Origin of the sequence: Streptomyces sp. NBC_00012, assembly GCF_045040875.1 — a bacterium.
In the GTDB taxonomy this organism is placed as follows: domain Bacteria; phylum Actinomycetota; class Actinomycetes; order Streptomycetales; family Streptomycetaceae; genus Streptomyces.
In genome coordinates, this window is sequence record NZ_CP108309.1 from 2,024,091 (window position 1) to 2,037,074 (window position 12,984).

Annotated in this window: 12 protein-coding genes and 1 pseudogene; 5 read left to right on the plus strand and 8 right to left on the minus strand. The window is 73.8% G+C overall.

Annotated elements, in window-relative coordinates; all coding sequences use genetic code 11:
* Positions 1-225: 225 nt before the first annotated feature.
* The 4 genes and pseudogenes from OHA19_RS09415 to OHA19_RS09430 form a co-directional block, all read right to left on the minus strand.
* A pseudogene (locus OHA19_RS09415) lies at positions 226-540 on the minus strand (serine/threonine protein kinase); the annotation flags it as partial.
* Positions 429-1,985: a protein kinase domain-containing protein gene (locus OHA19_RS09420; protein WP_405717538.1), complete on the minus strand. Its 1,557-nt coding sequence runs from the start codon at positions 1,983-1,985 to the stop codon at positions 429-431. The gene OHA19_RS09420 and the pseudogene OHA19_RS09415, both read right to left, overlap by 112 nt.
* A 44-nt stretch (positions 1,986-2,029) precedes the next feature.
* Positions 2,030-2,653, minus strand: coding sequence for a GNAT family N-acetyltransferase (locus OHA19_RS09425; RefSeq protein WP_405717535.1), 624 nt, complete (start codon positions 2,651-2,653; stop codon positions 2,030-2,032).
* 148 nt (positions 2,654-2,801) lie between these two features.
* A complete protein-coding gene (locus tag OHA19_RS09430) occupies positions 2,802-3,680 on the minus strand; it encodes a peptidase S1 (RefSeq protein WP_405717533.1) in 879 nt (292 codons plus the stop codon).
* 387 nt (positions 3,681-4,067) lie between these two features.
* Here OHA19_RS09430 and OHA19_RS09435 point away from each other — a divergent pair, with 387 nt between their 5' ends.
* Positions 4,068-6,518 carry a GTPase-associated protein 1-related protein gene (locus tag OHA19_RS09435; RefSeq protein WP_405717531.1) on the plus strand — a complete coding sequence of 817 codons (2,451 nt, stop codon included), beginning with the start codon at positions 4,068-4,070 and terminating at the stop codon, positions 6,516-6,518.
* Positions 6,519-6,654: 136 nt separating this feature from the next.
* Complete coding sequence (locus OHA19_RS09440; protein ID WP_405717529.1) at positions 6,655-7,119, plus strand: hypothetical protein; 465 nt, start codon at positions 6,655-6,657, stop codon at positions 7,117-7,119.
* Positions 7,120-7,200: 81 nt separating this feature from the next.
* Here the strand turns inward: OHA19_RS09440 and OHA19_RS09445 are convergent, their stop codons facing one another.
* Entirely contained in the window at positions 7,201-8,325 is a 1,125-nt protein-coding gene (locus tag OHA19_RS09445; protein ID WP_405717527.1) for a DUF1648 domain-containing protein, read from the minus strand.
* Between the two features lie 101 nt (positions 8,326-8,426).
* Positions 8,427-8,828, minus strand: a complete 402-nt coding sequence (locus tag OHA19_RS09450; protein ID WP_405717525.1) for a GntR family transcriptional regulator — start codon at positions 8,826-8,828, stop codon at positions 8,427-8,429.
* 119 nt (positions 8,829-8,947) lie between these two features.
* Here OHA19_RS09450 and OHA19_RS09455 point away from each other — a divergent pair, with 119 nt between their 5' ends.
* The 3 genes from OHA19_RS09455 to OHA19_RS09465 are packed head-to-tail and all read left to right on the plus strand — an operon-like array spanning position 8,948 to position 11,087.
* Positions 8,948-9,319 (plus strand): hypothetical protein, encoded by a 372-nt coding sequence (locus tag OHA19_RS09455; RefSeq protein WP_405749884.1) that lies wholly within the window; start codon positions 8,948-8,950, stop codon positions 9,317-9,319.
* Positions 9,316-10,293, plus strand: coding sequence for an ABC transporter ATP-binding protein (locus OHA19_RS09460; RefSeq protein ID WP_405717520.1), 978 nt, complete (start codon positions 9,316-9,318; stop codon positions 10,291-10,293). The genes OHA19_RS09455 and OHA19_RS09460 overlap by 4 nt, the downstream gene beginning before the upstream one ends.
* Positions 10,290-11,087 carry an ABC transporter permease gene (locus OHA19_RS09465; RefSeq protein ID WP_405717517.1) on the plus strand — a complete coding sequence of 266 codons (798 nt, stop codon included), beginning with the start codon at positions 10,290-10,292 and terminating at the stop codon, positions 11,085-11,087. The genes OHA19_RS09460 and OHA19_RS09465 overlap by 4 nt, the downstream gene beginning before the upstream one ends.
* Positions 11,088-11,147: 60 nt before the next feature.
* Here the strand turns inward: OHA19_RS09465 and msrB are convergent, their stop codons facing one another.
* Together msrB and murC are read right to left on the minus strand one after the other, a co-directional pair.
* Positions 11,148-11,555, minus strand: coding sequence for a peptide-methionine (R)-S-oxide reductase MsrB (gene msrB, locus OHA19_RS09470; protein ID WP_124721182.1), 408 nt, complete (start codon positions 11,553-11,555; stop codon positions 11,148-11,150).
* A 9-nt stretch (positions 11,556-11,564) separates the two neighbouring features.
* Positions 11,565-12,959 carry a UDP-N-acetylmuramate--L-alanine ligase gene (murC, locus tag OHA19_RS09475; RefSeq protein ID WP_405717513.1) on the minus strand — a complete coding sequence of 465 codons (1,395 nt, stop codon included), beginning with the start codon at positions 12,957-12,959 and terminating at the stop codon, positions 11,565-11,567.
* Positions 12,960-12,984 lie beyond the last annotated feature (25 nt).

The window sequence follows — 12,984 nt, forward strand, 5'->3', positions numbered from 1 at the left end:
CCGGGCCGGGGGCTTACCTGAACGAAGCCCGCGGCCCGGGGAGGATCGAGAGGGACGGGGGCATGGCAGCGCGTGTCGACCGGCTGCCGCGCACCATCCTCTGCCGTCACCGAGAAATCTGCCGCACCCCGCGCCACAGGTCCATCGAGGATTTCTTAAGCGCGCCCGAAGATCCGCTTCATGCCGTCGGCGCGGTTCCCCGGCCCGGCGCACGGAGGGTCCGGCTCAGACCTTGGTGTAGGGCCCCAGGGACCGGGCCCGTCCGCCCTCGACCCGGTAGAGGAAGATCCCCGTCTCGAACCGCACCCGCCGGTCGGCGTAGAACGACAGGGTCCGGGTGATGCCCGGGTGGGTGGTCAGGAAGAGACGCCGCGCCATGCGTTCGCGTTCCGCCCCGGTGGCGCTGGTGGCACGGGCCGCGCGGGCGATCAGCCCGACCGCGTCGTACGCCTCGGCGGCCCAGCGGGCGGGTGCGGTGCCGAAGCGCTCGCGGTACGCGGCGGTGAACGCCTTCGCGGCCGGGAGCCCGGACGGGTCGCTGTACGCCTGGGCGAACACCCATCCCCCGGCGGCCTTCCCGGCACCGCCGAGGAAGGCGGGCGCCAGGACGTGGCCGGTGGACACGCGGCTGCCGGTGAAACCCGGCGGCGGCCGGGGCGACCGCGCAGCGGGCGCCCCGGGTGGGTGACGTCGAGGCGAGGACGACGGCGTCCGCGCCTTCGGCGACCACCGCGCGGGCCACCGGGCCGAAGTCGTCGGTGCCCGCCGCGACCGGGTGCACGGTCACCTTCGTGCCCTTGGGCAGGCCGTCCCGGAAGAAGTCCGTGATCGCCCAGGCGCCCACGGGGTCGCGCCGTCCTCCACGATCGCCGGCCGCCGGGCCGGGCGGACCTGGACCAGTTGGCTTCCGCTCCCCGCCCTGAAGGACGGGGACCTGCCACGATCGAGTAGCGCTCGACGACGAATGCGGCGACGACGCCCCCGGTGGGCCCGACGACCGCCAGCACCTTCGGGTCGGCGGCCAGCCGGTCGGCGGCGCGGAGCGCGCGGGCGGGGTCCCCGGCGTCGCCCTCGGTGCGCAGGGCCAGCCGGAAGGGGGCGTCGGCGCGGGCGTTGTGGTCGTCGACGGCGAGCCGCATGCCGCGCTGGTACGCGAGGCCGGTGGCCCGGCCCGGTCCGGTGAGGTCCGCGTGCAGGCCGATGGTGTGGGTGGGGAGGGTGCGGGGGGGCCGCCCCGGTGCCGGACCGCCGCGCCGTCGTCCAGGCGCCACCGCGCCCCCCGCCAGCAGGACCGAGGCCGCCCCGGCGGTCAGCACGGTCCGCCGGGCAGGACGGGGTGCGGAGGGTTCCTCGATGACGGTGGGCAGGTCCGGGACGGGGACGTCGAGGGCGGCGGCCGAGCGGGCGGCGATCAGGGCGGCCAGTCCGGGCGGCGCCCAGGCGCGCGGGTCCTCGTCGGGCCCCTCGGCGAGGGCCCGCGCCACGTCCCGGGCCGTGGGCCGGGCCGCCGGGTCCTTGGCGAGGCACGCCTCGACGAGCGGCAGCAGGGCGGGCGGGAGGCCGTGCAGGTCCGGTGGCTCGTGCACGGTGCGGAACAGTACGGACGCGGCCCCGCCGTCCCCGAACGGGCGGCGGCCGGTCGCCGTGTACGCGAGGACGCAGCCCAGCGCGAAGACGTCGCAGGCGGGCCCGGCCCGCTCCCCGGACGCCTGCTCGGGGGCGAGGTAGCCGGGCGTGCCGATCAGCGCATCGGGCTCGGTGAGGGCGGTGGCGCCCTCGTGGCGGGCGATGCCGAAGTCGATGAGCCGGGGCCCGTCGAGCGCGAGGAGCACGTTCGCCGGTTTCACGTCGCGGTGGACCAGGCCGGCTCCGTGCACCGCGACGAGCGCGTCGGCGAGCCGGGCCCCGAGCGCGCGGACGGCCCCGGTCGGCAGGGCGCCCTCGGCGACGATGACCTCGGCCAGCGAGGGGCCCGGCTCGAACACGGTGGTGAGAGGGAAGGCCGATTCCCGGACGATCTGCTGTTCCGTCAGAATCCGTCGGGTCGCGGGTCGTTGGACAGCCGGGCGTGCAGGTGCTCGTCGTGGTACTCGCCGTCGCCGAAGCGGTGGGAGTCCCGAAGGGTGCCCTCGGGGAGGTAGCCGCAGCGGTCGGCCACCCGGCAGGACGCCGGGTTGCCGACGGCGTGGGCGATCTCGATGCGGCGGGCGTCGGCGGTGTCGAAGCCCCAGTCCGTCATCGCCGCGACCGCCCTGGTCACGAGGCCCCGCCCACGGGCGGCAGGCAGCAGCCAATAGCCGACCATCGCCAGCCCGTCCTCGCGGTCGACCCAGCGCAGGGAGACGCCGCCGAGCACCCCGCCGTCGGCGGCGTCCCGGATGGCGAAGGCGGCGACCGCACCGCGTTCCCACCCGCCGTCACGCGCCTCCACCCAGGCGCGGGCGGCGTCCCGGTCGGCCGTCGCGATGGGGTTCCACAGGGCGATCGCCGGGTCCGCCACGGCGGCCACCAACGCGTCCAGCACGGTCTGCGAATCGGCGTCCGCCCGGCTCCAGGGGCGCAGCACCGCGTCCCCCAGGTCGAACTCGGTGCGGATGAAGGTCTTGCGTTCCACGGGGGCGGGGCCCGGGGCAGGGGCGGAGAGAGTGCTCATGGCTCCTTTCTACCGAAGCGCTAAATCCCTGACCAGGGATTATTCCGGCCCGGCGGGGCGCACGCCCTGGCGGCACCGCTCCGCACACCGAAGTCGGCACCGGTGTGCGGCGCGGCGGATGGCACGGGTCACATGCGGAGACCGCGGGTCAGGACAGCGCCAGCTCCGTGACGTTGCCGGCCTCCAGGACCCACGTCGCGCTCAGGCCGCCCTCCTTGACCCGTGCGTCGCCGTCGCCCTTGAGGACGCCGATCCGCTTGCCGGACAGGGCGATCTGAATGGCGTGGGTGTACTCGTGGACCCACGACGCGCTGAGGCCACCCTCCTTCACGTACGCGTCGCCGCTGTCCTTGAGGACGCCGATGCGGTTGCCCGACAGTTCGAGCTGGATGACGTCGTCGGCCTCGCGCACCCAGGAGGCGCTGAGCCCGCCCTCCTTCACCCACGCGACACCGTTGCCGACGAGGACGCCGATGCGGTTGCCCGCCAGGTCGATGCCGATGACGTTGTCCGACTCACGCACCCAACTGGCGCCGAGGCCACCCTCCTTCACCCACCCGACACCGTCACCGGTGACGACACCGATGCGATCGCCGGAGAGTTCCAGTTCCTTGACCTTGTCGGACTCCTTGACCCAGGCCGCGCTGAGCCCGCCCTCCTTCACGTACGCCTCGCCGTTGTCCTTCAGGACGCCGATGCGATTGCCGGAGAGCGCGATCTGCTTGACGTCCGAGGCTTCCTTGACCCAGGTGGCGCTGAGGCCCCCCTCCTTCACCCACGCGACACCGTCACCGGTGAGGACGCCGATGCGGTTGCCGGAGAGGGTGACCTGCTTGACGTCCCCGGACTCCTTGACCCACGTGGCGCTGAGGCCGCCCTCCTTGACGTAGGCGTCGCCGTTGACACGCAGGGTGCCGATGCGGTTGCCACCGTCGCCGGAGACCGTGCCGGGCGCCGCGTTGGCCGAACCGGTGAGACCGGCCAGCGCCAGAACAGCGGCTGCCGCGGTGAGAGATTTGAGATTCAACGGAGTAACTCCTGTACGCGGACGGACCCTTGGGCCCATGAGCTGCGCCCTCGGGGGATTGTGCAATCCGATGGAATCCAACGACCGGCGGGGCGGACGGTGCGTAGGCCATTGGGGTGACGACGGCGCATTGAGCAGGGTCCTGGCCGCGCGCCGGACCAGGGTGCGGCGCGGACGCGCGGCCGCCCGGCGGGAGTCGCCCGGGTGACCTTCCGGCGGGGTGCGTACGGAGCGGTGTGCCTTGATAGCGTCGCTCCCGCGATTGCGGACCGCTCCCCGCCGGGGTCGTCGCCACGCCCGGACGGCCTGCCCTCGACGGGCGGCCTGCGGAGCGGGCGTGCTGACGCTACGGGGGACGTTCGCGGCAAGGACGAAGAGGGCCGACGCATGAGCCTCGCTCAGTTGCACTACACCTCTGCCGGTGCGGGGGAAGACGGGGGCGGCGCACGGTTCACGGCGGTCGGTGCCGGCATACCCACGCCGGTGCTGGCGGAGGCCGAGCAGCTCCTGGGCTACCAGCCGCCCGCCGGAGCTCCGTACCACCCCACCACCGGCGAACTCCGTTCGTTCCCCGAGGCGTTCAGTTTCAGTGCGCTGTCCGACGGCAGTCATCTGCTGAGCCGCGCCGTGGCACTCGGCGGCCCCGGCGCCGGACGTTTCCACGCGCACGCGGTGCATATTCCGGCCGGTGCCCGGCTGCCGGGCGGCGCGCTGCCGATCACGGCCTGGCGGTCGCCGAACTGGACGGCCACCACTCCGGCCGGCGGCACGCCCCGCCCGATGACCGCCCTGCCCGCCTCCGCCGCCTTCGGTCCCGAGGCGCTCAACGACTTCGCGGTCTCCCGGAGCCCCTGGCTGGCGGCGGTCTTCGCCGATCTGCGCCGGGTGTGCGAGGAGTCCTCGTCGGCGCGGGTCGTCCTCGTGGAGCGGAGCTGCGCCGATGTGGCGCGGTGGATCGCCCTGGCCGGGGCCGTGCTCCCGCCGGAGACCGCCCAGCGGCTGACCTTCACCACGTACACCCGCCGCCCGGCCGACTCCCCGCACCAGGTCGTCGGGGTGCGGCCGGAGGACGCCCCCGCACCGGCCGGCCCGGACAGCGGGCTCCTGGTGCGCGACTGCACCGGGACGCGTCCCGGGGAGCCGGTGGGCGACGCCTGGGCGGAGACCTGTGCCCGGATCTGGCGCGCCCGGTCCCCCGAGCTGTTCCGGGTGGCGGCGGAGCTGCCGGGCGAACCCTTCGCGGCCGGGCCGCTCGCCGTGACGGCGCTCTGCGCGGGCGTACCGCTCGGGCCCGACGGGCGTGCCGCGGCGGCACGTTGGGCGGCCGAGCGGCCATACGCGCTGGACGAGGAGCGGACGCGGCGGCTGACCGAGGCCCTGACCACACCCGGCCTCGACCGCACGGATGACGAACTCTCGGCTGTGGCAGGCCTGTTGACCGCTCTCGACGGGCGGTCCGACGCCGCCGTGACCGCGTCGCTCGGCGCTCTGCTGGTGACGGAGGCGGTACGTGGCGGCGGGCTCGCACTCGAACCGCCCGCGCGCTCGGTCTTCGCCGGACCGGCCGGGGAGCGTGCCGTCGCCGCACTCGTCACGGCGCTGGGCGACGACCTGCGTGCCGAACTCGCCACCGGCACGTCCCTCGCGGCCTCCGCGACCGTCGTCCCCGGACGGACCGTGGGGCGTGCGGTGCAGTTGCTGCGGATCGCGCGGCTGCTCGATGTGGAGTGCGCGGAGCTGCTCCCCGACGTGGTGGGCCGGATGGCCCGGTCGCTGCTGGACGAAGGGGCCGCCGACTGCGCCGCGGTGCTGCTCGACCTCCTGGACGAGCAGTTCGACGTCCGTACGGCACTCCTCGGTGAGCTGGACCGGATCGCCCCGCAGGACCCGTCGGCGACGGAGCGGCTGCTGACCGGGGTCGCGCTGCCGTTCACCGGGGCGCAGGCGCTGCCGCACCTGCGGATGTGCGCGGCGGCGCCGGAGGCCAGGACGGGCGGCGACGACGACCGGGTGAAGGTGCTGAACGCGGTGCTGCGTGCCGGTGGCATGTCACCGTTCACCGAGCCGCTGGTGCTGCGTACGGCGGTCGGTCTGGTCTGGGGCGACGGCGTTCCCACGACGGGCGAGGCCCGGCTGCTGCTGGCCGGGAGCACGTCCGACGCGCATCGCACGGCCGGTACGTGGTCCGTGCTCGTCGCGGCGGCGCTCGGTGCCCCGGCCGACGACGCGGAGGCCCCCGAGCTGGCCCATGACCTGTTGCGCGGCTTCCCGCTGGAGATCGACGCGCGGGCGCGCGGCGCGCTGCACCTCCTGGAGTTCGCGCGGGACGTCCGCTCGGGGGCGGCGGAGCCGGGCTGGGCGGAGCAGGCCCGGAAGCTGTGCGCCGGGGCGGAGCCGGTGGAGCCGGGCGTGCGTGAGCAGGCGTTCGGCGCCCTGACCGGGCGGCTGCTCGCCCCGGACCGGCCCGAGGCGGAGCTCTACGCGTTCGTCCACTGCGGCGACGCGGACCTCATCGCGGCCTACGGCGCGGCCGCCCGCCGGGACGCGGTGCTCGCCCGGCTGCGCTCGGACCCGGCCTATGTCGCGGACTGCTTCACCGTCTGGAGCTCCCACCCGCACGCGGGCCCGGCCTGGGGCGAGACTCGTCAGGCGCTGCTCGCGGAGGTGCTGCGTCCGGTGGTGCGGGGGCTGTCCGGGAGCGAGGTCGCGGCGGTGGAGGAGGCGGCCGAGCGGGCGGGCAGCAGCCGTACGGCGGAAGCGTTCCGGGCGTGGAACCGGCCGGACGGCTTGCGCAGACGGCTCGGCAGCAGGCTGTCGGCGCGGGTACGGCGGTCGTAGCCGAGCGCTGTCGTGTGGTCCCCGGCGGTCCCGGACGGGACACGGAGGTCGTGGCCCGTCCGGGGTGACCGGTACCGTGTGACACATCGATCTCGTGCGCTCCCGGCGGGCTGCGTGACACCCCCAGGAGGAACAGATGACGACGAACCGCGGACGCAAGGACGTCATCCGGGACCGGATGGCCGCGACCGGCGAGTCGTACAACGTCGCGGCCCGCAATCTGAAGGCCATGAAGGACATGGGCGCCACACGCGAGGCCGTCCTCACCCAGCGCTGGCGCCCCGCCGACACGCTCGATGTGCCGTGCCCCTGCGGCGGCACCTGCGAGCCCGGCGAGCGGTGCGAGCGCTGCCACGCGCTGCACCGGCACGTGGCGCGCTACCCCGGCAGCGTCACGGACGTGGAGACCTGGGCCGACCGCTACGACTGCATGGGCTGTGCGTCCACGTACATCCTGACCGTGGTGCTGCGGGGGCGGCCTTGGGGTGTCGCCGAGACGGTGGTCCAGGGCGGAGCCGCGGAGCCGGTGGTGCGGGCCCGGGTGTTCCCGGGCGTCGCCCATCCGCTGCTCAAGCCGGAGAGCGCCGAGGACGAGGGCTGACGACCGGCGTCGCCCCCGACTCCCGGCCCCCGGCGGCCGGGAGCGGTTCGGCGGCGTGGGCATCCGGCGCCGGGCACGGCTTCACCACACGGCCCGGACGACGGCAGCCGCTCCCGCCACGACGGCGAGGACCGCGGCCGCGGCGATCAGGAACCGCGGGTTGCCGAGATTGACCGTCCAGCCGATGCCGACCCGTTTGGGCACCAGCACCGCGGGGTCGTCGGCATTGATGTAGACGGCGCCTGCCCCGCGCCAGAAGCGGTCGTCGTCACGCGGGACGAGTCCGGTGTCCTCCTCGTCCGCGAGCGCTCGCAACCGGCTGCCGGCGGGCCCGACGCGCAGGGCCAGGCCGATGGCCACGGCGAGGACCGCGACGAGCGGCACGCCGGTGACGGCCAGGGTCGCGGGCGTGGAGCGGATGTCGCTCCACATCAGCGCGGACAGCCCGAGCAGCATGAGGTTCAGCAGGGCGGTGATGCCCATCATGGAGCGGGCCGTGACGGTGAGGTAGCGGCGGTACCGTGCGGCGCCCGCCACGGGGTGTGCCACATCGAGGTCGCCGCGGGCGCGGAGCAGTCCGGCGACCACGGCCGCCATGGCGAGGGTGAGGAACACCTGGCACAGGACGAGGCCGAAGGCGGACCACACGCCGGTCGGGTACGTGTCGTAGGCGGTGCCGCCGGCTGAGCTCCGGGGCATCGCGAGGCGGTCGGGCAGCCCGGGGTAGACGATGACGCCCGCGGCGATGCTGACGGCGATGACGACGAGCGCGGGGACGGTCCAGCTCCAGGGGAAGCGGACCGGGTCGGTGCGCAGCGAGGTGTCCGTGACGGCGCCCTGCCGGGCCTGTCGGTACCAGCCGCCGTCCGCCTTCGCGCGGGCTATGGAGCGGTGGGCCCGTACCCACAGCGCGGCGGCGAGGGCGCAGAGCAGCAGGGAGCCGACAGCCCCGGCGGAGAGGGTGCCGAGGGCGGCGCCGAGCGCCGAGCCGAGCACGGTGACGACGGCCGCGACGACGAGGATCGCGCCACGGTAGCGGTGGCGCTGCTCCTCGACGGCGGTGGCACGTACCTTGTCCGGCGGTACGCGGACGCCGAAGGGGACGGCGGCGGGGTTGAGGAGCGGGCTGGGGGCGGCGTACAGGACGGCGCTCAGCACCGCGAGCATGCCGAAATTGAGAGCTGCGTAGAGCAGCAAGGTGTTCACCTGTCCGTTCTTGTCACTGGTCCCGGCAGGGCGGGACGTCGCACCGGCACCGGGCCCGGCCTTTCGGATCCGCGAGCCGTTCCTCGCGGCGGCCCCCTGGGTCAGGGCGTCTCGTCCTGTCTTGCGGGGAAGCCGTCCAGAACCGTCGCGACATGGCGCGTCACCTCCTCCTTCGGGATCCCGCGGACATCGAGTTCGGCGAGGAGGGTGCGCATGCGCGCCTCCCAGTCGACGCCGGCCCGCAGTTCGTCCGACGGCTGCTTGACGTCGGACCGGACCGCCGCACCGCTCTTGCGGTTGATGCGGATGATCCCTTCGCGTCGCAGCAGGTCGTAGGCCTTGTTGACGGTGTGGAAGTTGATCGCCAGATCGACGGCCAGCTGCCTGGTGGACGGAAGTCCGGCACCGGGCGCCAGCGCCCCTTCCGCGATGGCTTCCACCACCCGGTCCCGGATCTGCTGATAGATCGGCACCTCGCTGTCGAGGTCGAGCACTAGGTACACACCCCAATCCTATCTGCTATACATCTAATAGAACAGACGCTCATGGCAGATATGACGACGCGGTGTCCCCGCGCGACTGCCCAGGGGCCCGTCCGGGCCCTCGACGAGGGGGGAATCCCATGGCACTGATGAACATCTCCGACACCGGCCTCACCATCGAGTTCAGCGGCCGCGAGCGCATATGGACCCGGCTCGGTTCCCTGGACGTCCCGCTCGCCGCGGTCCGCCGGGTGACGGTCGTCGACGAGCCCCTGCGCGCCGCCCACGGCACCCGCAAGGGCCTGCACGCCTCCGGAATCGCCAAGATCGGCGTATGGGGGCTGGTCACCGGACCTCGCCGGCTCGTGGCCGCCTACCGGGGCAGGCCGGGGCTGCGCGTGGAACTGGACCGCGCCGCCTTCGGCGGCGACTTCGACGAACTGGTCCTCTCGCTCGACGACGCGCGGCAGTCGGCACAGCTCATCGAGCAGCGGATGGGGTGCCACCGATGAGCGGACAGCCGCAGGGCCCGTACATCGAGGTCAGCGGGCTGACCAAGCGGTTCGGAGCCGCAACCGCCGTGGAGGACCTGAGCTTCACCGTGCGACCGGGCGTCGTGACGGGCTTCCTCGGCCCCAACGGCGCGGGCAAGACCACGACGATGCGGATGATCCTCGGCCTGGTGGCTCCCACCTCGGGCACCGCCACCATCGACGGCAAGCGGTACGTGGACCTGCCCAGGCCCTCCGCCACCGTGGGCGCCGTGCTCGACGCCTCCGCGGTCCACCCCGGCCACTCGGCGCGGGATCATCTGCACATCTACCGCACCATGGGCGGCCACCCCGCCGACCGGGTCGACCGGCTGCTGACCCGGCTGGGGCTCGCGGACGTGGCGGACCGCCGGACCCGTACCTTCTCCACGGGCATGCGGCAACGGCTCTCGCTCGCCACCGCACTGCTGGGCGATCCGCGGGTGCTGCTGCTGGACGAGCCGGGCAACGGACTCGACCCCCAGGGCATCGCCTGGCTGCGCGGCCTGCTGCGCGGTCTCGCGGCCGAGGGACGCACCGTGCTGGTGTCGAGCCATGTGCTGAGCGAGGTGCAGCAGATCGTCGAGGACGTCGTCGTGATCCGGAAGGGCCGGCTGGTGGCGGCGGGACCGACGGCGGAGATCGAACGGTCGTCGCCCGGCACGGTGCTGGTCCGCTCCCCGGACGCGACGGCGCTGCGCGCCGCACTGCTGCGCGGGACCGCGCGGGACGGGGCCGCCGACCGGGTGGACCTCATGCCGGACGGCAGCCTGCGCGTGTACGGGATGGCGGACCGTACCGTCGCCGATCTGGCCGCCGCCGAGCGGTTGCGGGTGTACGGGCTGACCGTCGGGGGCGGCCTGGAGCAGCTGTTCCTCCGGCTGGCGGGGGACGACGGAGCGGCCGGACACGACCAGCCACCGATACGGACCGACGAGAAGGCGGGACTGCGATGAAGGCACTGGTCAAGGCGGAGTTCCGGCGGCTGGCCGCCACCCGCCTCTGGCTCTGGGCGCTCCTCGCGGCCGTCGTCCTGGGCGGCGGCATGGTGGGGCTGATGACGCTGGTCGGCCCGGAGAACCTCGATCCGCCGGCGCCCGGCCTGGACACCGAGGCCGGGGTCCGCTCCGTACTCGGCACGCTGAGCTTCACGGTGTTCCTGCCGGCCGCGCTCGGCACCCTGGCGATGACGTCGGAGTACCGGCACCGCACCGCCACGTACACCTTTCTCCACGCCCCGAGGCGCCGACAGGTGCTCACCGCCAAGCTCGTCGCGTACGGCGTCGCCGGCCTGCTGTACGGGCTGGTGCTCGCGGGCACCGCGGCGGCCGCCTTCTTCGGCGGTGTCGCGGCGCGCGGGGTGACCCCCGGCATGCCCACCGGCGAAGTGCTGGGGCTGCTCGTCCGGCCGGCGGTGGCGATGGCGGTGTACACCCTGCTGGGCGTGGCCGCCGGGGCGCTGATCCGCCATCAGGTCGCGGCGCTGGCCGTCGTCGTCGGCTATCTGTACGCGGGCGAGTACCTGCTGATGATGATCCCGGGCGTCAAACTCCTCTACCCGCTGCTGCCCGGCGGTGCCACGGCGTCCCTGACCGGCTTCAGCTATGTGGCGGACGCGATGGCCGCGGAACTGGCGACCGGCCCGGTGCCGCTGCTCTCCCCCGTCGGCGGCGGACTACTGCTCGCCGGGTACGCCCTGGTCGCGGCGTTCGTCGCGGTCCTGGTGCCGATGCGCAGGGACGTGCACTGAGCCCGCACGGCGGGACGGGGCCCCGGAACGCGTCCGGGGCCCCGTCCTGGCTGTCGCCCCTCAGCCCTCGTCCGGGGCCAGGCGCAGCGAGATCGAGTTGATGCAGTACCGCTGGTCCGTCGGGGTGGGGTAGCCCTCGCCCTCGAAGACATGGCCGAGGTGCGATCCGCAGCGTGCGCAGCGGACCTCGGTGCGGACCATGCCGTGGCTGCGGTCCTGGATCAGTTCGACCGCGTCGCTGTCCTTCGGGTCGTAGAAGGACGGCCAGCCGCAGTGCGACTCGAACTTGGTGTCCGAGCGGAACAGGTCGGCGCCGCAGGCGCGGCAGGAGTAGACACCCGTGGTCTTCGTGTCGGTGTACTCACCGACGAAGGCGGGTTCGGTGCCGGCCTGGCGCAGGACCGCGTATTCGGCCGGCGTCAGCTCCGCCCGCCACTGCTCGTCCGGCTTCTCGATGTCGTACGACACGTCGCTCCCTCAGCTCGACAGGTGGTCCAGGATCTGCGGGCCGAGGTCCGTGACGTCGCCCGCTCCCATGGTGAGAACGAGGTCGCCGGGCTTCGCCATTCCCGCGATGGCCCCGGGGACCGCGGCCTTGTCGTGGACGGCGGTGACGTCGGCGCCCGCGGCCCGCGCGGCGTCGATGATCAGGGTGCTGGTGATGCCGGGGATCGGGTCCTCGCGGGCCGGGTAGATGTCCAGCACCACGGAGGCGTCGGCCAGGGCGAGGGCCTGGCCCATCTCGGTGCCGAGCTCCTGGGTGCGGGAGAAGAGGTGGGGCTGGAAGACGACCAGGAGGCGGGCGTCGGACACGGCGCCGCGCATCGCTTCGAGGTCGGCGGTCATCTCGGTGGGGTGGTGCGCGTACGAGTCGATGACCTGCACGCCCGCCGCCTCGCCCTTGAGCTGGAGGCGGCGCTTGACCCCGGTGTACTTGCCGAGGGCCGAGGCCAGGTTGTGGGCCGGGATGCCGAGGGCGACACCGGCGGCGAGGGCGGCGACGGCGTTGAGTGCGTAGTGACGGCCGGGCACGGAGACCGTGAACGTGAGGTACTTCCCGTTCAGGACGACCGTGACCTCGCTGGTCAGCCCGCGCGGGGTGATCTTGTGGACGCGTACGTCGGCGTTCTCGGACTCGCCGTAGGTGACGACGTTCAGCGAGGGCAGGGCCCGGACTCGCTCCGTCAGCTCGACGGCGCCCGCCTGGTCGGCGGAGATCACCAGGGTGCCACCCGGGACGATCTTGCCCGCGAACGCCTGGAAGGACTCGTAGATCTCGTCCATCGAGGCGTAGTTCGCGTGGTGGTCCAGCTCGACGTTGAGGACGATCGCGACCTCGGGGTCGTACTTCTGGAAGCTGCGGTCGCTCTCGTCCGCCTCGGCGACGAAGATCGCGCCCTCGCCGTGCGCGGCGTTGGTGCCGGGTCCGGCGAGGTCGCCGCCGATGGCGTACGAGGGGTCGAGGTTCAGCTCGGTCAGGGCGACGGCCAGCATCGACGTGGTGGTCGTCTTGCCGTGCGTACCGGCCACCGCGATGGCGCGCAGCCCGCCCATGAGCGAGGCGAGCGCGTCGGAGCGGTGCACGACGGGGACCGACAGCTCGGCGGCGCGCACCAGCTCCGGGTTGTCGGCGCGGATGGCGCTGGAGACGACGACGCACGAGGCGTCGTCCGCCAGATGTCCGGCGGCGTGCCCGATGTGGACGGTCGCCCCCAGCGCCCGCAGCGCCTCGGCAGTACCCGACTCCTTGGCGTCGCTGCCCGCGACCTTGGCGCCGCGCTGGGCGAGGATCTTCGCGATGCCCGACATCCCGGCGCCGCCGATGCCGATGAAGTGCGGCCGTTCCATGGCGGCAGGAATACCGGGTGCCATGCGTGTGTCTCCCAGAGGTCGATGC

Bases quoted from the DNA above. Each gene is read 5' to 3' on its own strand.
- OHA19_RS09425 (WP_405717535.1), bottom strand. From the start codon at position 2,653: ATGAGCACTCTCTCCGCCCCTGCCCCGGGCCCCGCCCCCGTGGAACGC.
- OHA19_RS09435 (WP_405717531.1), top strand. From the start codon at position 4,068: ATGAGCCTCGCTCAGTTGCACTACACCTCTGCCGGTGCGGGGGAAGAC.
- OHA19_RS09440 (WP_405717529.1), top strand. From the start codon at position 6,655: ATGACGACGAACCGCGGACGCAAGGACGTCATCCGGGACCGGATGGCC.
- OHA19_RS09455 (WP_405749884.1), top strand. From the start codon at position 8,948: ATGGCACTGATGAACATCTCCGACACCGGCCTCACCATCGAGTTCAGC.
- OHA19_RS09460 (WP_405717520.1), top strand. From the start codon at position 9,316: ATGAGCGGACAGCCGCAGGGCCCGTACATCGAGGTCAGCGGGCTGACC.
- OHA19_RS09465 (WP_405717517.1), top strand. From the start codon at position 10,290: ATGAAGGCACTGGTCAAGGCGGAGTTCCGGCGGCTGGCCGCCACCCGC.
- murC (WP_405717513.1), bottom strand. From the start codon at position 12,959: ATGGCACCCGGTATTCCTGCCGCCATGGAACGGCCGCACTTCATCGGC.